20 protein-coding genes and 1 pseudogene are annotated in these 19,570 nt (G+C 53.7%); 20 read left to right on the top strand and 1 reads right to left on the bottom strand.

Annotated features, from left to right (window positions below; genetic code table 11):
- The first annotated feature begins 6 nt into the window (after positions 1 to 6).
- The 8 genes from thiL to PXY01_RS09290 all read left to right on the top strand — a co-directional run bounded on the left by thiL (position 7) and on the right by PXY01_RS09290 (position 7,212).
- Positions 7 to 1,086, top strand: coding sequence for a thiamine-phosphate kinase (gene thiL / locus PXY01_RS09325; RefSeq protein WP_127569580.1), 1,080 nt, complete (start codon positions 7 to 9; stop codon positions 1,084 to 1,086).
- A 23-nt stretch (positions 1,087 to 1,109) separates the two neighbouring features.
- On the top strand, positions 1,110 to 1,619 hold the full coding sequence (gene tsaE, locus PXY01_RS09320) for a tRNA (adenosine(37)-N6)-threonylcarbamoyltransferase complex ATPase subunit type 1 TsaE (RefSeq protein ID WP_127569801.1): 510 nt from the start codon (positions 1,110 to 1,112) through the stop codon (positions 1,617 to 1,619).
- Positions 1,616 to 2,461 carry a tRNA (adenosine(37)-N6)-threonylcarbamoyltransferase complex dimerization subunit type 1 TsaB gene (gene tsaB / locus PXY01_RS09315; protein ID WP_127569579.1) on the top strand — a complete coding sequence of 282 codons (846 nt, stop codon included), beginning with the start codon at positions 1,616 to 1,618 and terminating at the stop codon, positions 2,459 to 2,461. Before tsaE ends, tsaB begins: the two co-directional genes overlap by 4 nt.
- Positions 2,458 to 2,952 carry a ribosomal protein S18-alanine N-acetyltransferase gene (rimI, locus tag PXY01_RS09310; RefSeq protein WP_127569578.1) on the top strand — a complete coding sequence of 165 codons (495 nt, stop codon included), beginning with the start codon at positions 2,458 to 2,460 and terminating at the stop codon, positions 2,950 to 2,952. The genes tsaB and rimI overlap by 4 nt, the downstream gene beginning before the upstream one ends.
- A complete protein-coding gene (gene tsaD, locus PXY01_RS09305; RefSeq protein WP_127569577.1) occupies positions 2,952 to 4,022 on the top strand; it encodes a tRNA (adenosine(37)-N6)-threonylcarbamoyltransferase complex transferase subunit TsaD in 1,071 nt (356 codons plus the stop codon). Before rimI ends, tsaD begins: the two co-directional genes overlap by 1 nt.
- Before the next feature lie 100 nt (positions 4,023 to 4,122).
- Entirely contained in the window at positions 4,123 to 4,857 is a 735-nt protein-coding gene (locus PXY01_RS09300; RefSeq protein WP_127569576.1) for a class I SAM-dependent methyltransferase, read from the top strand.
- A 57-nt stretch (positions 4,858 to 4,914) separates the two neighbouring features.
- A complete protein-coding gene (locus PXY01_RS09295; protein WP_174721821.1) occupies positions 4,915 to 5,112 on the top strand; it encodes a hypothetical protein in 198 nt (65 codons plus the stop codon).
- 549 nt (positions 5,113 to 5,661) lie between these two features.
- The gene (locus PXY01_RS09290; protein WP_127569575.1) at positions 5,662 to 7,212 is read left to right on the top strand and encodes a catalase; all 1,551 of its coding nucleotides are present in this window, start codon (positions 5,662 to 5,664) and stop codon (positions 7,210 to 7,212) included.
- A gap of 261 nt (positions 7,213 to 7,473) precedes the next feature.
- On the opposite strand, the gene PXY01_RS09285 is transcribed toward PXY01_RS09290, so the two are convergent.
- Positions 7,474 to 9,414, bottom strand: a complete 1,941-nt coding sequence (locus PXY01_RS09285) for an ABC-F family ATP-binding cassette domain-containing protein (protein WP_127569574.1) — start codon at positions 9,412 to 9,414, stop codon at positions 7,474 to 7,476.
- A 241-nt stretch (positions 9,415 to 9,655) separates the two neighbouring features.
- Between PXY01_RS09285 and PXY01_RS09280 the strand changes: the two genes are divergently transcribed.
- The 12 genes and pseudogenes from PXY01_RS09280 (at position 9,656) to groL (ending at position 19,543) form a co-directional block, all read left to right on the top strand.
- Positions 9,656 to 10,297 (top strand): 5-formyltetrahydrofolate cyclo-ligase, encoded by a 642-nt coding sequence (locus tag PXY01_RS09280; protein ID WP_127569573.1) that lies wholly within the window; start codon positions 9,656 to 9,658, stop codon positions 10,295 to 10,297.
- The gene (gene moaC, locus PXY01_RS09275) at positions 10,285 to 10,773 is read left to right on the top strand and encodes a cyclic pyranopterin monophosphate synthase MoaC (RefSeq protein WP_127569572.1); all 489 of its coding nucleotides are present in this window, start codon (positions 10,285 to 10,287) and stop codon (positions 10,771 to 10,773) included. The genes PXY01_RS09280 and moaC overlap by 13 nt, the downstream gene beginning before the upstream one ends.
- Positions 10,774 to 10,801: 28 nt before the next feature.
- Positions 10,802 to 11,302 (top strand): MogA/MoaB family molybdenum cofactor biosynthesis protein, encoded by a 501-nt coding sequence (locus PXY01_RS09270; RefSeq protein ID WP_127569571.1) that lies wholly within the window; start codon positions 10,802 to 10,804, stop codon positions 11,300 to 11,302.
- Positions 11,292 to 12,335: a molybdopterin-binding protein gene (locus PXY01_RS09265; RefSeq protein WP_127569570.1), complete on the top strand. Its 1,044-nt coding sequence runs from the start codon at positions 11,292 to 11,294 to the stop codon at positions 12,333 to 12,335. Before PXY01_RS09270 ends, PXY01_RS09265 begins: the two co-directional genes overlap by 11 nt.
- 51 nt (positions 12,336 to 12,386) lie before the next feature.
- Positions 12,387 to 12,617 carry a twin-arginine translocase TatA/TatE family subunit gene (locus PXY01_RS09260; protein WP_127569800.1) on the top strand — a complete coding sequence of 77 codons (231 nt, stop codon included), beginning with the start codon at positions 12,387 to 12,389 and terminating at the stop codon, positions 12,615 to 12,617.
- Positions 12,618 to 12,684: 67 nt separating this feature from the next.
- Positions 12,685 to 13,500 carry a twin-arginine translocase subunit TatC gene (gene tatC, locus PXY01_RS09255; protein WP_127569569.1) on the top strand — a complete coding sequence of 272 codons (816 nt, stop codon included), beginning with the start codon at positions 12,685 to 12,687 and terminating at the stop codon, positions 13,498 to 13,500.
- 183 nt (positions 13,501 to 13,683) lie between these two features.
- Positions 13,684 to 14,732, top strand: a pseudogene (locus PXY01_RS23285) (GerAB/ArcD/ProY family transporter).
- 39 nt (positions 14,733 to 14,771) lie between these two features.
- Positions 14,772 to 15,107, top strand: coding sequence for a hypothetical protein (locus PXY01_RS22775; RefSeq protein ID WP_246027857.1), 336 nt, complete (start codon positions 14,772 to 14,774; stop codon positions 15,105 to 15,107).
- Positions 15,049 to 16,218: a spore germination protein gene (locus tag PXY01_RS09240; protein WP_246027856.1), complete on the top strand. Its 1,170-nt coding sequence runs from the start codon at positions 15,049 to 15,051 to the stop codon at positions 16,216 to 16,218. The genes PXY01_RS22775 and PXY01_RS09240 overlap by 59 nt, the downstream gene beginning before the upstream one ends.
- Positions 16,215 to 17,360 carry a Ger(x)C family spore germination protein gene (locus PXY01_RS09235; protein WP_127569565.1) on the top strand — a complete coding sequence of 382 codons (1,146 nt, stop codon included), beginning with the start codon at positions 16,215 to 16,217 and terminating at the stop codon, positions 17,358 to 17,360. The genes PXY01_RS09240 and PXY01_RS09235 overlap by 4 nt, the downstream gene beginning before the upstream one ends.
- Positions 17,361 to 17,533: 173 nt before the next feature.
- On the top strand, positions 17,534 to 17,815 hold the full coding sequence (groES, locus tag PXY01_RS09230) for a co-chaperone GroES (protein WP_127569564.1): 282 nt from the start codon (positions 17,534 to 17,536) through the stop codon (positions 17,813 to 17,815).
- A gap of 99 nt (positions 17,816 to 17,914) precedes the next feature.
- On the top strand, positions 17,915 to 19,543 hold the full coding sequence (gene groL / locus PXY01_RS09225; protein WP_127569563.1) for a chaperonin GroEL: 1,629 nt from the start codon (positions 17,915 to 17,917) through the stop codon (positions 19,541 to 19,543).
- Positions 19,544 to 19,570 lie beyond the last annotated feature (27 nt).

Raw genomic sequence — 19,570 nt, 5'->3', positions numbered from 1 at the left:
GCGCACATGGAGGCGAGTGGATTGGACGAGTTCGCGAGCATCGGCCATTGGACGGCCGGCCGCCAGTCCGCGCAATGGCAGCAGGAACGAGGTGTCGTGCTCGGCATCGGGGATGATGCAGCCGTAGTGGAAGCATCCAGAGAGCCGGAAACAGTATGGCAGTGGGTGATGGCTGTCGATACGATGGTCGAAACGATCCACTTCAATGATCAGACGATGACGGAAGAGGATATCGGCTTCAAAGCGTTGGCTGCTAATGTCAGCGACATTGCAGCGATGGGCGGCTTACCTCGGCATGCGCTTATATCGGTCTCCGTGCCGAAGAGCTGGGGGCCGCAGCGTATGAAGCGGCTGTACGATGGCTTATACGAATGCGCAGACAGGTACGGGGTTGCAGTGATCGGCGGTGATACGACCTCAGCGCCGCAGCATCTTGTCATTGCCGTCACTGTCGTCGGGACAGTCGAGCCAGGCTGCGCGCTGCGAAGGTCCGGTGCGAAGCCGGGCCATCTTATTTTTTTGACCGGACCGGTCGGCTTGTCTGCAGCAGGCTTACACGGTTTGCTGCATGGCGGGGGCGGGATAGCCGCAGGCCGTGAGCCCGGCAAGCAGGAGGCTGTGCCGGAGGCGCTCGTTCGGGCGCACCGCCGTCCGGCTCCTTCCGTTCGGGCAGGACGGCTGCTGCAGCAGCGGAGCACCTGCTCGTCGCTCAATGATGTGAGCGATGGACTGGCGAGCGAGGCGTGGGAAATAGCCGAAGCGTCCGGCGTCCGGCTCGTGCTGCGCGACCTAGAGCTGCCGCGCAGCGGTACGCTTATGTCGTATGCGGCTGTAACGGGAATGGACCCGCTGGAATGGATGCTGTACGGCGGAGAGGACTACGTGCTGCTCGGGACGATTGAAGCTTCGGATGCTGCGGAGGCTAAATCGGCTTTCAGCGCAGAAGGGCTGCCTTTTTATATTGTAGGCGAGGTGGAGCAAGGAGCTCCTGATGTCGAGCTGGTGACAAGCGTGCCAGGAGCAGGCGGGTCATCAACAGAGCGAAGACGGCATGTGCCGAAGCGGGGATACAATCATTTTACTTGAACGGATTAAGGAACGGTGAACGTATGGTGAATGAGACAGAGGCACGGGCGGCATGGGAAGGCCATAACGAAGCGGACACGATCCAGCTGGCGCAGCAGCTGGCAGCTTGGGTACAGCCGGGTACGGTGCTGGCGCTGGACGGTGATTTGGGAGCGGGGAAGACGCGATTCTCCCAAGCTTTTGCAGCTGCGCTCGGCGTGCCCGGTATCGTGAACAGTCCGACTTTTACTATTATTAAGGAATATGAAGGGCAGCAGATGCCTTTTTATCATATGGATGTTTATCGGTTGTCGGTCGACGAGGCGGACGATCTGGGGCTGGACGAATATTTTTTCGGCGAAGGTGTGACGATTGTCGAATGGGCGAGTCTGATCGAAGAGCTGCTGCCGCCTGAGCGGCTGCATGTTCGTCTTACGCATCTCGGCGGAGAGAGCAGACGGTACGAGCTTCGAGGCGTCGGGGAGCGCTGTGCTGCATTCGTAAGGGAGCTAGCTGCTATGCACGGCGAAGATGTTGGGGAGGAAAGGCAATGAACGGACGAAATCATACACAGACCGCTTCACCGGTCATCGTCGCGCTGGATACGTCTACGGCTGCGATGTCAATGGCTATCATCCAAGGGAACGAAGTGCTCGGCGAGGTACAATCGATGGCCGAACGCAACCATTCGGTTGAGGTTGTGACGAAGCTGAAGGGGCTGATGGCATCATCCGGTGTTACGGAGGAAAAGCTCGATGCGATCGCGGTTGGACGTGGACCAGGCTCTTATACGGGAATGCGGATCGGTGTGACCGTTGCGAAGACGCTAGCGTGGGCATGGTCGAAGCCGATTGTCGGCGTCTCAAGCTTAGAGGCTCTTGCATATGGCAGCCGTCTGACAGATGACGCCGATCTGCACTGGATTGTGCCGATTATGGATGCAAGGCGCGGTCAAGTATATACAGCGGCTTTCGCTTCGGGCAGGGCGGATGGCACTTGGAGCCGTCTGGAGCGAGACGGAATCCGGCTGATGAATGAATGGGTCGATACGCTGTATGAACGAATACAGTCAGCTTCCGGGATGGAAGACGGGAAGTTGGCGCAAGTCTCGACTGCAGATACAGGTGACCGAGCCCCGGCTGTTATTACGATATGCGGAGAGTTGTCCAAGCATGAGACAGAAGCGAAGCGGCTTCAGCAGCTGTGCGAGGCCTTTGGCGTTCGCGTCGTGCTGGCCGACTCGCTGATGGAAGGACGCAGCGTCGCTCTGCTGGGGCTGGAACGTGTACGGCTAGGTGAGTATGACGATGTGCATACCTTTGTGCCGAACTATACGCAGCTTACGGAGGCGGAAGTAAAGCTGAAGGAGAAGCAGGCGGGAAGTGGCGGACAATGACGACAAGTGTAAATGAAGCGGGAGAGGTTAAGTTTCGCGCGATGCGTCTTAGCGACGTGCCCGCGATCGTGAAGATTGAACAGGAGGCGTTCACGACGTCGTGGTCGGAGGAAGCGTTCACCAATGAGCTTTCTCATAATCATTTTGCCCGTTATACGGTAATGGAGGATAGCACAGGCATTATCGGCTATGGCGGCATGTGGACCATTATTGATGAGGCACATGTAACGAACATCGCGGTGCGTTACGATCGCCGCTCCAGAGGGCTTGGCGAGAGGCTGTTACGCAGGATGATGGCGCAAGCGGCAGAATACGGCATGCATCGGATGACGCTTGAGGTTCGCGTATCGAACAATCGGGCTCAGCGGCTGTATGAACGGCTCGGCTTTGAGCCAGCCGGCATTCGGCCGGGTTATTATTCGGACAATAATGAAGACGCGCTCATTATGTGGGTGGAGCTAAGCAAGTCCGGGACGGGAGTTCAGCTATAATGATAGGATCTTACAACGAGAAGCAGCTTAAGCGGGATGAAAGCCTTCTGCTGGCCATCGAGACAAGCTGTGACGAGACGTCGGTCGCGGTCGTCCGGGACGGGCGGCACATCATGTCCAACGTGATTTCAAGTCAGATCGACACGCATCGGAAGTTCGGCGGCGTCGTGCCGGAGATCGCCTCCCGCAAGCATGTCGAGACGATTACGCAAATGATGGAAGCAGCACTGGAGCAGGCGGGCGTTCAGCCGAAGGAGCTGTCTGCAATCGCCGTGACGCAAGGGCCCGGTCTAGTAGGCGCCCTGCTTGTCGGAGGCGTGGCGGCCAAGACGTATGCCATGGCACTGGATATTCCGCTTATTGGGACGCATCATATTGCAGGTCATATATATGCCAATGCGCTTGTGCATGACATCGTTTATCCATGCGTAGCACTTGTGGTGTCAGGCGGTCATACGGAGCTCGTCGTATTGGAACGGGAGGGCTCCTTCAAGATTGTCGGTCGGACGCGCGATGACGCGGTCGGCGAAGCGTACGACAAAGTGGCGCGTGCGCTCGATTTTCCGTATCCGGGCGGCCCGCATATCGATAAATTGGCGCTGTCGGCAGAGGACGTTATCGAGCTGCCGAGAGCTTGGCTGGAGCCAGAGTCTTATGACTTCAGTCTAAGCGGCCTGAAGTCGGCCGTGCTAGCCGCGATTAATCAGGCGCGCATGAAGGGCGAGCCGATTCAGACTGCCGCGCTCGCGCGCGGCTTCCAAGAATCCGTCATCGATGTGCTGGTCGGTAAATCAATGCGGGCAGTAGAGGCGTTCGGCGCCCGGCAGCTTCTGCTGTGCGGAGGCGTCGCGGCTAACCGCGGCCTTCGTGCCGCACTCGCTGCGCGCTGCGAGGCGGAGGGCGTTCCATTGCTCGTGCCGCCTTTTGAGCTGTGCACCGATAATGGCGCCATGATTGCCGCCGCCGCCCATCTGAAATGGAAGAATGGCGAATTTACTTCGCTTGATATGAAGGCTGACCCGCTCCTTTCGCTGGAGGAGTGGTCAGTTGCAGCAAAGCCGGTCGGTTGACCGGCTTTTTGTGTGATACGCGTATGCCGTTTCGCGCAACTGCAAGACAGTGTGCAGCGTCTTATTGAGGGACGGATCTTGGACTGGGAGGAGTAAGACGATGAAGCAGAATAAATATGATGATTCCAGCTTCTTCTATAACTATAGTCAGATGCCGAGATCGATAGGCGGATTGGAAGCAGCAGGTGAATGGACGACATTCCGTGCGATGCTGCCGGAGCTTAAGGACAAGCGGGTTCTTGATCTGGGCTGCGGCTTCGGCTGGCACTGCCGGTATGTGCGAAAGCAGCTAGCTCGCTCGGTGCTTGGCATCGACTTGTCGGAGAATATGCTGGCGCGTGCCAGAGAGATGACAAGCGATCCGTGTATTGAATACCGGCGGCAGGCGATCGAGGACGTGGAGCTGGCGGACGAACAGTATGATGTGGTCATCAGCTCGCTTGCGCTTCATTATGTGGAACGGTTCGATCTGGTGTGCCGCAAGGTCTATTATGCTCTCGTGCCGGGAGGAAGCTTCGTGCTGTCGGTTGAGCATCCGATCTTTACAGCGCTTGCTGCGCAAGATTGGTATTACGGTCCGAATGGCGAGAAGCTGCATTGGCCGGTTGACAACTACCATCAAGAAGGGCAGCGCGAAGCTCGGTTCCTCGATCATGATGTGATCAAATATCACCGAACAGTGTCCTCTTATTTGAATGCGTTGATTGGGGCCGGCTTTGTCGTCACGAAGCTGTCGGAGCTTCAGCCGACGCCGAGCATGCTGGAGAGTAATCCGGCGTGGCAGGAGGAGGTTCGCCGTCCGATGTTTCTGTTAATAGCGGCAAACAAAATATGAAGATTTGTGCACGACACGCAATTTGAATTCTGAATAGAGACGGGAATATTTAATCATGTGGATGAGGGGCGCTTCACGGGAGCTTACTATTACCCGATAGAACAAATCGAGCCCTTCATGGCATCGCATGGCTTTCGAATGACGAAGCTGATCGGCTCATCGAGCATCGTGCTAGAGATGATTTACCGCGAAGCAGCCAATCCGTACAATCTTGCTGTTTCTTCGCATTTGCTGTATATACGAGAGAAAGTGTAGACAAACAAGGCAGCCGAACGAGTAGTCGGCTGCCCTGTTTTATCGAGTCCGTAAATAACGATGCCTTTGATGGATAGTTATCCACATTTATCCACAGAATATTGTGAAATGTTGATAACGTTTTCAATTCCGCAGTATGATCACTTTTTAAACCTTCGGTCGTTGTGATGTAAAAGTGGACAACTTTTTCACAGGCTGACTGTGGATAATGTGGATAACGGGGACAAAAACGACACGCAACCGTTCCGAAGTCGTATTCCATTAGTTAACCCCTTGAAATATCCCGCCGTTTTCGACCTTGATTTCGACAGAATTGTACAACAATTTATACACGGCTGTGGATAAATCTGTGGATGAAGTGAATAGTTGCAGTGAGCACCTTTTGGACGCATAGCCATATTCAATCAGTGAAATAATGGACAGGTAACCAATTTCACTATGACGACATGATAGGGAGGCTATGACGATGTCCTCGAATTCTAATAATGGCGATAGCAAGCTTGGAGCTGGGGGACCACAAGATAGCCGTTCAGCGAAGGCGAGACGGAGCTGACGCTGACGAACCGTCAGGGGCATCCGGTAACGGACAATCAGAACGTTCGGACGGTAGGCAGCCGCGGACCGACGACGCTGGAAAACTACGACTTCCTCGAGAAAATTTCGCACTTTGATCGGGAGAGAATACCTGAGCGGGTAGTGCATGCCCGCGGCGCGGGTGCACACGGTTATTTCGAAGCGTACGGCAAGGTCGGCGACGAACCGATAGCGAAATATACACGGGCAAAGCTGTTCCAGGAGGCAGGGAAGCAGACGCCGGTATTTGTTCGATTTTCTTCCGTCATTCACGGAGGCCATTCGCCGGAGACGCTTCGCGATCCGCGCGGCTTCGCTGTTAAGTTTTATACCGAAGACGGAAACTGGGAGTTGGTTGGCAATAATTTAAAAGTGTTCTTTATCCGCGATCCGATCAAATTTTCTGACATGGTGCATGCATTTAAGCCTGACCCGGTGACGAGTATCCAAAGCAATGAGCGGTTTTTCGATTTCGTATCCAACTCGCCAGAAGCGACTCATTTGATTACGTTCCTCTTCTCGCCATGGGGCATTCCGGCTAACTATCGGCAAATGCAAGGGTCGGGCGTTAATACATACAAGTGGGTCAATGCGGAAGGCAAGGCGACGCTCGTCAAGTACCATTGGGAGCCGAAGCAGGGCATTCGCAACTTGACGGCCGCTGAGGCGGAGCGGATACAGGCGGTCAATTTTAACCATGCGACGCAGGATCTGTACGAGGCGATTGAACGCGGCGATTACCCAGAATGGGAGCTGTGTGTGCAGTTGATGAGCGATGATGACCATCCGGAGCTGGATTATGATCCGCTCGATCCGACGAAGCTGTGGGATGCGGAGAAGTTTCCTTTCTTACCGGTTGGCAGAATGGTGCTGAATCGAAATCCGGTTAACTATTTCGCTGAAGTGGAGCAAGCGGCATTCGGTACGGGCGTGCTTGTCGATGGTCTCGACTTCTCCGACGATAAGCTGCTGCAGGGCCGTACGTTCTCCTATTCGGATACGCAGCGTTACCGGGTTGGCACGAACTATTTGCAGCTGCCGATCAACGCGCCGAAGAAGCATGTTGCGACGAATCAGAGCGGCGGCCAGATGGCCTATCAGGTCGATCTTCCACCGGGCGCCAATCCGCATGTTAACTATGAGCCGTCCTCACTTGGAGGGCTGCAGGAGGCGAAGGAGCGCGGGAAGAGCTACGAGCCTGCTTATAACGAACGGCTCGTACGGCAGCGAATCGAGCGGACGAATGACTTCGCGCAAGCCGGCGAGACGTACCGCAAATTCGATGAGGTCGAACGTGCAGATCTGATCGCCAATCTGGGCGGAGCGTTGGCGGAATGCAGGGAGGTCATCCGTAATCGGATGATCGAGAACTTAACGAAGGCAGACCCGGAATACGGCGCGAATGTTGCGAAGGCAATCGAGGAAGCGCTGAAGAAGCGTGCGGGCAGCCATAGCGGCATAACGTCGCAGAGCGGCGACGGAATGGAGCTGGCTTCCGAGCTTGGTCACAAGTCGGACCGATATTGATCGCTTTAGAGATGGCGATGCCAAAGGGTACGATCCCTTCATCGCCATCTCTGATTTTCGTAGAGATGCACATAAGACCTACAAGATCTTGAGGTGCAATCCTCGCAATTGCTGTAACGCCCCGAAAGTGTGTCGTTAGGGAGCAACGAAAGAGAACACGATTGTAAAAGCATCTAATTGCTAACCCCGCTCGAACGCTCGAAAAGAACCGAACGCCTGCACTTCATGCAGGCGTTCGAGCTAGTTGATTAATGCTTACCGCTACTCGACCAGCGCTTCCCATTGCTCGTATACAGCAGCAAGCGCAGTTCTTTTGGCGTCGATGTCCGCTTGGATGCTCTGAATGCGGACGTAGTCGTTGAACACTTCCGGGTTCGTCAGCTCCGTCTCCAGCGCGCCGATCGCTTCCTCCAGAGAAGCAATTTCTGCCTCCAGCTGCTCCAGCTTCCGCTGGCGATTGCGCTCGTCGCGCTTCGCTTGTTTGTCCGCTTCATAGGAGGATGCAGGTGTCGCGGCAGGAGCGGCAGCTGATTTAGCTTGCTTCGAGCCGGTCGATTCGGCGGCTTGAGCGGCGAGCTCAGCGAGCTCCTGCTTCTTCTCGATCATATCATCATAATTTCCTAGGAAGTGCTGGCAGCCATCAGGCGTCAATTCGACGATTCGCTCCGCCATCCGGTTAAGGAAATAACGGTCATGGGAGATGAACAGCAACGTGCCGTCGTAATCGAGGAGCGCAGATTCCAGCACCTCCTTACTGAACAGATCCAAATGGTTCGTCGGCTCGTCGAGAATAAGGACGTTCGCCTTGTCAAGCATCAGCTTAGCCAGCGCGACGCGCGCTTTCTCGCCGCCGCTTAACGAGGAAACGACCTTCTGGACATCGTCGCCGCTGAATAAGAAGTTGCCGAGTACAGTGCGAATACGGGCTTCCTCCAGTTCAGGAAATGCACTCCACACTTCCTCCAGCACGGTGTTGGAGCCGGTGAGCGTTGCTTGCTCTTGATCGTAGAAGCCGATCTTCACATTCGTGCCCCATCGGTAGGTTCCTTGCGCGAGTGGCTGTCGGCCGATAAGTGCCTTGAGCAGCGTCGACTTGCCAATCCCGTTCGGTCCGACCAGCGCTACTGTTTCGCCGCGCTCTAATCTGAAGCTGACGTTCTTAAACAACGGCTTGGCCGAGCCTTCGAACGCAACGGATAGAGAGTCGGCCTGCAGCACGTCCTTGCCGGTCTGGCGTTCAATCTCGAATGAGAAGTGCGCTTTCTTCAGATCGCCCAGCGGCTTGTCCAGACGCTCCATCTTCTCAAGCGCCTTGCGGCGGCTTTGTGCGCGTTTCGTTGTAGAGGCCCGCACAATGTTGCGCTGAATGAACTGCTCCATCTTCGCGATCTCTTCCTGCTGCTTCTCGTATTGCTTTAGCTGCGATTCGTATTCGGCAGCCTTCAAATCAATATAGCGGCTGTAGTTACCGGCATATCGCTTCGCAGAATGGCGCTCAATCTCGATTATGGTCGTCGCTATTGCATCAAGGAAATAGCGGTCATGGGATACGATCAGAATCGAGCCGCTGTAGCTGCGGAGATATGATTCGAGCCAAGTCAGCGTCTCGATATCGAGATGGTTGGTCGGCTCATCAAGCATAAGCAAATCCGGTGCCTGCAGCAGCATGCGCGCAAGCGCGAGCCGTGTCCGCTGTCCGCCGCTAAGCGTCGAGATTCGTGTGTCATGATCGAAGTCGCCGAAGCCCATGCCGTGCAGCACGCTTTTAATCCGCGTATTCATCTCGAAGCCGCCCTGTGAGCGGAACCATTCGGAACGTTCGGCGTATCGAGCGAGCGTGTCCTCATAACGCTTCTCGTCGCTTATAAGCTCCGGATCAGATATCGCGACCTCGAGCTGGCGAAGCTCCTGCTCTGCATCGAGCAGCGGGCGGAACACCTCACGCATTTCTTCTATTATTGTACGTTCGGAATTTAAGCCGCTGTTCTGTGCGAGATAGCCGACTTTCGTTTCTTTCGCTTTATAGATCGTGCCGGAATCGGGCGTCAGCTCGCCGGCAATCATTTGCAGCAGCGTCGATTTGCCGGCACCGTTCACGCCGACGAGACCGACTCTTTCACGTTCTTGAATTTGGAACGTTATACGACTAAGTATAGGCGTAACGCCATAGCTTTTGGACAAGTCCGAAACTTGCAGCAGCATGGTAAATGATAACCTCCAATATAGCTAATGCCTCTATTTAAGATAGACGGTCAGGAAGGGCAGTCTTCGCGTGCCTTGTATATGATCCGTCCTTCTTGCGCGATGGTTCTATAAACGATTACATATACGGACAGTTTACATGATTCCGCTCGAATAAGGAACTAGGTGTACGTTGGCGAAAGCTGAGTAACAATGGTAAACTAAGAGCGATAAGAACCTTCGGAAAGGGCTGCGAGTACTCATGACGGAACGGAATAAGGGAGCGAAGGTGGAGCTGCGCGCGTTAATGAAGACTCGCCGGGATGCGATCGAGGTCAGCCAGCGTTCTCTTAAGTCAGAACAAGCATGCCTGAGAATGCAATCGCTGCTGTCGACAATGGGGGTGAAGAACGTGCTCGTATATATTCGTCTGCGCTCTGAGCTGGACACGGCACCGCTGGTGGAATGGTGCTGGCGAAGCGGCATTGCGACGGCTGCGCCGCGATGCGAGCCGGACGGACAGACGATGACTCCTTATTGGATTCGCAGCTGGGACGATTTAAAGCCTGGCGCTTATGGCATTCGGGAGCCGGATCCGGCTGCAGCAACCGCTTGCGGCAGCGTGTATGTTCCAGATGCCGTTATCGTGCCTGGACTTGCGTTCGATCGGCAGGGAGGCAGACTTGGTTACGGCGCTGGTTATTATGATCGCTATTACTACGCGTTGCAGTCATCCGTGAGAGCGGGAAGCGGAAAGCCAGCATGGCTGGGCTTCGCTTATGAGGAGCAGCTGCTTGAGTCGATACCGACGGACGGGCATGATGCTTTCATGGATGCGGTTGTTACAGACAGCAGCGTTTATTGGAGCGGACGAACAGGAGCGGAAGTAGAATGGAATCATTGACGCATTTTAACGAGCAGGGTCGTGCTCGTATGGTAGACATTTCGGAGAAGGAGACGACCTCACGGACGGCGGTTGCCCGTACGGCAGTGACGATGCGGCCGGATACGCTGCAGACGATTAAGGCGGGGAAGATCGGCAAGGGGGATGTGCTTGCTGTCGCTCAAGTCGCGGGCATCATGGCTGCCAAGCAGACGTCGTCTTGGATTCCGATGTGTCATCCAATCGCGCTTACCGGCGTTAACATCGCCTTCAGCGATAATGATGAGAACGAGCTGTACATTGAGGCGAAGGTGAAGACGACAGGACGAACAGGCGTTGAGATGGAAGCGTTGACCGCGGTTTCGGCTGCTGCTTTAACTGTGTATGATATGTGTAAAGCGTTGCAGAAAGATATGGTAATTGGGCCGACACAGCTGGTAGAGAAGACCGGGGGGAAGAGCGGCGACTACAGGAGCGGCGGCGAACCGGTTGGATAACGGTTCGTACGGATAGGAGGAATTGTTCATGAAGTGGAGAGTGGCGATTCTGACAGCAAGCGATAAAGGCTCCAAAGGACAGCGGGAAGATACGAGCGCTCAAGTTATTCGCGAGCTGGTTGAGGAAGAGCTCGGCGGCGAAATTGTCGAATATCGGATCGTTCCGGACGAGCAGGATGAGATTATGGCTGCGCTGATCGAGATGACCGATTATTTTCAAGCGGACCTCGTGCTGACATCGGGCGGGACAGGACTTGGACCGCGCGATCTGACGCCGGAGGCGACGTTGAAGGTGATCGACCGAGTCGTGCCCGGCATTTCGGAAGCGATGAGAATGGGGGGCATGTCGCGGTCGCGCGCGGCGATGCTGTCCAGAGGCGTCAGTGGGATTAGAGGGCGTTGTCTCATTATTAACCTTCCCGGCAGTCCTAAGGGAGTACATGAAAGCTTGATGCAGGTGATGGACCAGCTGCCGCACGCGCTTGGTATCGTATCGGGCCGGATCGGAGAGCATGCCAATGAGCGCTGAGACAGAAGGACAAGCAGCTGTGCGCAAGACGGTGATGCGTGAGGTACCGGTTACCGAAGCGGTTGGCATGCGGCTCGCCCACGATTTGACGCAGATCGTGCCGGGTCAATTCAAGGGCCGCAAGTATAAGCGCGGTCATCTCATTACGGAAGCGGACATTCCCGGACTGCTCGATATAGGGAAAGAGCATATATATACGCTGGAGCTCGGCGATGCAGATTTGCATGAGGACGATGCGGCGCAGCGCCTTGCCGCATCGCTGCAGGGCAGCGGGATCGCATTATCCGAGCCGCATGAGGGCAAAGTTTCGCTCAAGGCACAGTATACGGGGCTCGTAACTGTTCCAGCGAAGCTGGTCGATGCGATTAATCGTATCGGAGATATTGCGCTTGCGACCGTCCGTAACCATACGCTTGTTCAGGAAGGCCAGCCCGTTGCGGCTACGCGTGCCATTCCGCTGGTGCTTCCGAAGGAGAAGGTCGAGGCGGCGGAGGCGCTCGCGCAGGCTTACCGGTCCAGCAACGATGGAACAGCTCCAATTAACATTCGGCCGCTCCGTCGTATGCGGGTGGGGCTGCTCACGACGGGCGGGGAAGTGTTCAGCGGGCGAATTCAGGACCGGTTCGGGCCGGCGGTGAAGGCGAAGCTGGAGGCGCTTGGCTCTGAAGTGGCGGAGCAGCGTTTCTCGCCGGATGATCGACAAACAATTGTCAATCATATACGTTTCTTGTATGACAAAGGATATGATATGATATTAGTGACAGGCGGCATGTCGGTAGACCCTGACGACCGAACTCCCGGCGCAATTAAAGAAGCCGGTGCCGACATTGTCAGCTACGGCACGCCGATGCTGCCGGGCTCTATGCTGCTTATCGGCTACTTGCATGGCATTCCGATTATGGGACTGCCGGGCTGCGTAATGCATGACCCTTATACCTCATTCGACGTACTGCTGCCGCGAATCTTAGCGGGAGACACGATTACCCGGGCGGATATCGTAGCAATGGGTTACGGCGGATTGCATGGCTGTTAATCGGCAACAGCATATATATATGAGATTACATATATGGAAGAGGTGAATGACATGTTAGGCGGTATTGGGGCAACAGGTTTTATTCTTCTTGCGCTTCTTGCGCTGTTGTTATTCGGACCGAACAAGCTGCCGGAGCTGGGCCGTGCATTCGGAAGAACGCTGCGTGAGTTCAAAGCAGGCGCACGCGATGTTATGGACGAACCGTCCGATAAGTCGAAGGATCGGATTGAAGTGAATCGGACGGACGACGTCAAGTTCGATAACAAGCGGCTTCCGGATTAATCGGGGCCGTTTTTTTTACTGCATGATAGAGCCATTATAACTGCTTCGCATTGAGGAGTGAGCTGACATGGCCGAACATCGCAAGTCCCAGACCGGTCAGACGGCGGAGGAATTACGGACGCGCATGCAAGATCAAGGGCTGATGCCGCTGCTGGAGCATCTTGGCGAGCTGCGACGCCGTATATTCTGGACCTTGCTCGTTCTGGTAGTGGGACTCGGGATCGGACTATATTTTGCCAAGCCGCTATATAACTTCGTCATTGAGGACGGACCGATGAATGGTGTCGAGCTGCATACGTTTTCGTTGTGGGACGGCATCAGCATGTATATGAAGTTCGCCTTTCTGATCGCGCTCGTGCTCGTGCTGCCGTTCGCTTTCTTCCAGCTGTGGCTGTTCGTGAAGCCGGCGCTCACACAGAAGGAGCAGCGGGCCACGCTTCGATATATTCCATACGCATTGTTCTTATTTCTTGCGGGACTGTCGTTTTCCTACTTCGTCATCGCTCCGATGGCTTTTAACTTCACGAAATCGGTATCGCACAGCCTGGGATTGATCGAGACGTATGGTGTTATGCAGTACATATCTTTCTTGTTTAACATTTTGATCCCGATCTCATTGCTGTTCGAGCTCCCGCTTCTAATTATGTTCCTGACGAAGCTGAGGATCTTGAACCCTCTGCGGCTGCGCAAGCTGAGACGGGTCGCCTACTTCGTCATGGTGCTTATCGGCACAACGATTACGCCTCCGGATGTCATTTCGGACATTCTCGTGTCCATTCCGCTGATTCTTCTGTACGAAGCTAGCATCTTCCTGTCTTCCACTGTATATAAGAAGCAGCTTGCGGTGGATGAAGAGTGGGAGAGAGAATACGCGAACGTGTAGCCCTATAAGCTTCCGGTCGATAAGAGCCGGCATTTGCTTTCCTGAATTCAACGGAAGGCAAGTGCCGGTTTTTTATTTTCCATTATTCTGCAATAAGCGTATGATCGACTCTTTAACGGGGAAAATATTGGCGATGGAGGTGAAGAACGGGTGTCAACGGTCAAATCATTCGGCGTGTGGCCCATGATTATGATGATGACGCTTTCGGTCGGAATCGTCAATCATGTTACGATCATGCCGCTGCTGCTAGATGCTGCCGGACGGGACGCGTGGTTGAGCACAATCCTGGCGATGCCATTCGTCATACTATGGGCGGTTTTTCCATTGTTTCACATATTAAAATCGATCGATGGACAACCAATTAAGGTCTGGTTAGAAGCTCGAGGCTTCGCTGCGCTTCGGTGGATTATACTCGTTCTAATAATCGGCATGCTTCTGTTCGTGTCACTTCATTCCATTGTGGATGCCGTCGAATTCTCGAACGCGACCTATATTCCACTAACGCCATCGATCATCGTTACTCTTTTATTCACAGGCTTATGTGCTTACGGGGCGATCACAGGACTGCGGACGATCGCTTTCGTTGCGTGTATCCTGCTCCCCTTCACATCGTATTCGGTGATCTGGTTATGTCGGCCAACTTCTCGCATAAAGATTATCGGTTTCTGCTTCCGATTGGAGAGCATGGGCTGCATCCGATTATCGACGGGGCATTGTATTCATTCAGCGCATTAGCTGAAATTTATATGCTGCTACTGTTTCAGTCTCATCAAAAAGGAAGAATGGGCAGAATTGGTCTAACGGCATTAATTGTGTTTCTTGTGCTGCTTACGTTAGGTCCGGTTATGGGGACGATAACCGAGTTTGGACCGGTCGAAGGCGAGAAGCTGAGTTATCCAGCATTTGCACAGTGGCGGCTCGTTTCAATCGGGCGGTATATCGAGCATCTTGATTTTCTAGCCATTTATCAGTGGTTATCGGGTGCGTTCATACGCGTGTCGATGACAATGTATCTAGTGACGGAGCTATTGTCTCGTTCGTCCAAAGGGCGCGTATGGGGAATTATGGTACTGTCCTGTATTTTCGCCGCTGCTGCCGAGCTTTTGACAACTAGGCGAAATATATATCAACTTGCCGTTCAGCATTATTTTCATTACTCGGGCTTGTTCGTTGTAGGCTTGACGCTTGTGCTATGGGTCATCTCGGCGGCAAGAGGCCGACGAAAGGGCTAGGGAGACGTACGGATCATAAAGCAGGAAAGGAAGAAAGCGATGAGGCCGTTATCGGGCAAGAGTGGTAAAGGGTCAGAAGGTAAGTCGCGCCTAAATTACGATTTGTGGATGGCGATGGTCAAGCAATGCGGCGACATAACGATCCAATCATTCCAAGTGGGAATAGAGGGGGCCATGCATGTCGATTTATTTTATTGCATGGGAATGGTCGATAATCAGGCGCTCACTACCGGCATCCTGCAGGATTTGGAGAACTGGAGGTCTAAGGACGGTCATTCCAACCTTCCAGCCATTGTTCCGCTTGAACCGGATGTGGATGAAAAAAAAGGCGTTCGAAATGCTCACTTCCGGTATGGTGATCGTGTACATCGATGAATGCTGGTTTCATGCGAACGCGAGCAATCCGCCGGGCAGGCAGCCCGAAGAATCAACGATGGAAGTATCGCTTAAAGGACCGCGTGACGGATTCGTTGAGAAGCTGGAAACGAATCTTGCTCTTGTTCGCAAAAGGCTGCGCACGCCCGATCTGCATTGCGAGTTTATGACGATTGGAAGTCAGTCGAAAACGCAGGTGGTCATGCTTTATATAGCCGGTAAGGCGTCTCGGAGCTTGGTAGATGAAATGCGGCAGCGTCTGAGTGCCATTGATATCGAAGCCTTATATGGTTCTTCGCAGTTAGAAGAGCTTGTATCCGACCAGCCAAGAGCGCTGTTTCCGTTGGTCGATTCAATTGGCTGGCCCGACTATGTGGTTCAAGCGCTCATGAGTAATCGGATCGCGGTGCTCGTGGAAGGCTCGCCGACCGCCATTCTCGCGCCGGCAACGCTTACGCTGCAGATTAAGTCGCCTGAGGATATTCATCTCCCTTATTATTTTGTCACGCTGGAGCGGCTGCTTCGTTTGGCAGGGATCGCACTCGCGTTATATCTTCCGGGCTTCTGGGTGGCGCTGTCCTCCTACAACATCGATCAGCTGCCGTTTAATCTGCTTGCGACGATATCGATATCCCGAGCGGGACTGCCGTTGTCTGCTCCTCTCGAAATGTTTCTCATGCTGGCAATGTTCGAGCTGTTTCGCGAAGCAGGCGTTCGTCTGCCAAGACCTGTCGGCCAGACAGTATCCGTCGTCGGCGGCTTGATCGTCGGCGATGCAGCCATACGCGCAGGATTGACTTCTCCGACCATGCTCGTTGTGGCTGCTGTAACGGCAGTGGCTACCTTTACGCTCGTGAATCAGACGCTTAACGGAACGGTGAGCGTTCTTCGTTTATTTATTTTGGCTCTGTCTTCAGTGCTTGGAATATTCGGCTTCTTCATCGCCCTGTTCGCAGTTATGGTGTACGTTTGCTCGTTAGAATCGTTCGGTCATCCTTATATGCTGCCCATTGCTCCGATCAAGTGGAAGAAGCTGCTGGACGTCCTTACCCAGCTTCCGTGGTACGGACAGCGTAAGGAGAGCCGCATGAGAAAGGGTGGAATGCGATGATTGCTTGTCGCCTGCAGCATCGAGCGTTGAAGGCTATCGCGGTGCTATTGGTGGCAGCGCTGCTTGGCGGCTGCTGGGATAAAGTCGATATGCAGGATATCGGTTATATCACCGCGATGGGTATAGATTATGAGGACGGGAAGTTCAAGCTATACGGCGAGATGATCTCCTTCGAATCGATTGCGAAGACGGAAGGTGGGCCAGCATCAGGGCCGAATAAGTGGGTCGGGCATAGCGAAGGGCCTACGGTTCTGGTCGCACTGACGGAATTGATTAAGTCGAGTCAATATCAGTTAAGTGTCGAGAACTTGAAGACGCTCATTATCCACGAGAGAGCGATGCCTAAGCTGGACGAGCTGCTCGATGCGATGAACCGGCAGCGGGCAGCAAGATTTTCGGCATGGGTATTCGGCACGCGAGCATCGTTCGATCAGCTGTTCTCTACGGAGTCTATTTTTAACCTATCTCCTCTTGTTAGCTTTATATATAAGCCGGAGCTCATGTTTAGGCAAGTAAGCATGTATCGACCGCTCAATATGCAGAAGTTCATTCAACAGCAGACTGAGCGTTCTTATACGACACTTTTAACGAATCTTGCTGAGACAAAAGGAGATTGGAAAGCAGGAAGTAAACCGTTGTCATTGAATATACCGCAAGGAAGCTTTATTATGAGCGACCGTCAGCTTATCGGTTATTTGCCTGAATCGGAGATGAAGGGGCTTCGCTGGCTGCTGCCTAATTTCCGAAGAGAGATGTTCAGCTTCGAAGTGGATGGAAAACGGGCAACGGTTGCGGTCGAAAAATCCGTTTCTCATCTTAGCAGCATAATTAAGGGCGATTCGGCGAGATTTAGGCTGAAGGTGAAGCTGCGTGTACACGTTGTAGAATTGGAAGGCCAATTGACCAAGCAGAAGGTAGAGTCGGTAGTTTCGAGCAAGGTACGTGAAGAAATTAAGCAAACGTATGAAGCAGGGCTGGACAAGCACGCTGATCTGCTGCAGACGAGATTGAACCTTTACCGCTACCATCCGGCCTTCTGGAAAATGTATGCCTCCAAGAAAGATTGGCTTCCTGCCAAGGACGATATGACGATCGAAGTGAAGGTGAGGATGACGGACAACGGCAAGTATGATTTGAAGTAAGAGGCGGACCCGAGGCGCAGATGAATCTATAGTAAAAATCCGTTAAATTAATGGTTCAGAGCACTTGAAATGTAAGAGTAAAATAGGTATTATAAAAATGGTTGTTAGCACTTCTGTCTTACGAGTGCTAACAAAATGTACAACGTACCATTTTCAAAAGGAGGCTATTTTTCATGATCAAACCTTTGGGTGAACGCGTATTGGTAGAGCCGATCGCGAAAGAAGAAACTACGGCAAGCGGCATTGTGCTTCCAGACACGGCGAAAGAGAAGCCACAAGAAGGTAAAGTTGTCGCTGTAGGCAGCGGTGCTCTGAAAGACGGCGTTCGCGTTGCGCTGGAAGTACAAGTCGGCGATCGCGTCCTGTTCTCCAAATATGCAGGCACAGAAGTTAAGTATGAAGGCAAAGAGTATTTGATTATGAAGGAAAGCGACATTCACGCGGTCCTGGGCTAATTCGCCTGCGATTGAATCACATACAAGCAACATAATCGGACGGGGCGATAGACGCTCCGGCATGATATTACTTAGTTGATATATAGGAGGTCATTGACGATGGCAAAAGAAATTAAATTCGGCGAAGACGCTCGTCGCGCGATGCTTCGTGGTGTCGACGCTCTTGCTAACGCTGTTAAAGTAACGCTCGGTCCTAAAGGCCGTAACGTCGTATTGGAGAAAAAATTCGGCAGCCCGCTTATCACGAATGACGGCGTTTCTATTGCTAAAGAAATCGAGCTCGAAGACGCATTCGAGAACATGGGCGCTCAGCTCGTTAAAGAAGTTGCAACCAAAACGAATGACGTAGCCGGTGACGGTACGACGACAGCTACGGTTCTCGCGCAAGCGATGATCCGTGAAGGTCTGAAGAACGTAACGGCAGGCGCTAACCCAATGGTGATCCGCAAAGGGATCGAGAAAGCGGTACGCGCTGCAGTTGATGAGCTGCATAAGATCGCTAAGCCAATCGAAGGCAAGCAATCGATCGCGCAAGTTGCAGCAATCTCGTCCGCTGATGACGAAGTTGGTCAACTGATCGCAGAAGCGATGGAGAAAGTCGGCAACGACGGCGTTATTACGGTTGAAGAATCGAAAGGCTTCGCTACGGAGCTTGAAGTGGTTGAAGGTATGCAATTCGACCGCGGCTACCTGTCCCCGTACATGATTACGGACACGGACAAAATGGAAGCGGTCCTCGACAACCCATACATTCTGATTACGGATAAGAAAATTACGAACATTCAAGAGATCCTTCCGGTTCTCGAGAAAGTCGTTCAATCCGGCAAACAGCTGCTGATCATCGCAGAGGATATCGAAGGCGAAGCGCTCGCTACGCTGCTCGTTAACCGTCTGCGCGGCACGTTCACGTGCGTCGGCGTTAAAGCTCCAGGCTTCGGCGACCGCCGCAAAGCAATGCTGGGCGACATTGCTGCTCTGACGGGCGGCCAAGTGATTACGGAAGAGCTCGGCCTTGAGCTGAAGCAAACGACGGTTGAACAGCTCGGTACGGCTCGTCAAGTTCGCGTAACGAAAGAAAACACGATCATCGTTGACGGCGCTGGGGACAAGGCCGACATCGAAGTTCGCGTCAACCAAATCCGTGCGCAACTGGAAGAAACGACTTCCGAGTTCGACCGCGAGAAGCTGCAAGAGCGTCTGGCTAAGCTGGCTGGCGGCGTAGCAGTTATCAAAGTTGGCGCAGCTACGGAAACAGAACTGAAAGAGCGCAAGCTCCGCATCGAAGACGCACTGAACTCGACTCGCGCAGCAGTCGAAGAAGGTATCGTATCGGGCGGCGGTACGGCACTCGTGAACGTATATGCTGCAGTAGCAGCGGTTCAAGCATCTGGCGACGAGCAAACGGGCGTTAATATCGTCCTCCGCGCTCTCGAAGAGCCAATCCGCACGATCGCAGCGAACGCTGGTCAAGAAGGCTCCGTCATCGTCGAGCGTCTCAAGAACGAGAAAATCGGCGTAGGCTACAACGCAGCAACGGGCGAATGGGTGAACATGTTCGAAGCGGGCATCGTTGACCCTGCGAAAGTAACGCGTTCCGCTCTGCAGAACGCAGCTTCCGTAGCAGCTATGTTCCTCACGACCGAAGCGGTTGTTGCCGACAAGCCTGAGAAAGACAAACCAGCTGGCCCAGACATGGGCGGCATGGGCGGTATGGGCGGCATGATGTAATGAATTCTTCCTCGATGTAAATCGAGG

This window comes from Paenibacillus xylaniclasticus, from assembly GCF_004001065.1.
GTDB classification, from domain to species: Bacteria; Bacillota; Bacilli; order Paenibacillales; family Paenibacillaceae; genus Paenibacillus_T; species Paenibacillus_T xylaniclasticus.
Note: the sequence above shows the minus strand (reverse complement) of the source record. Positions and strands in the feature narration are given on the sequence as shown.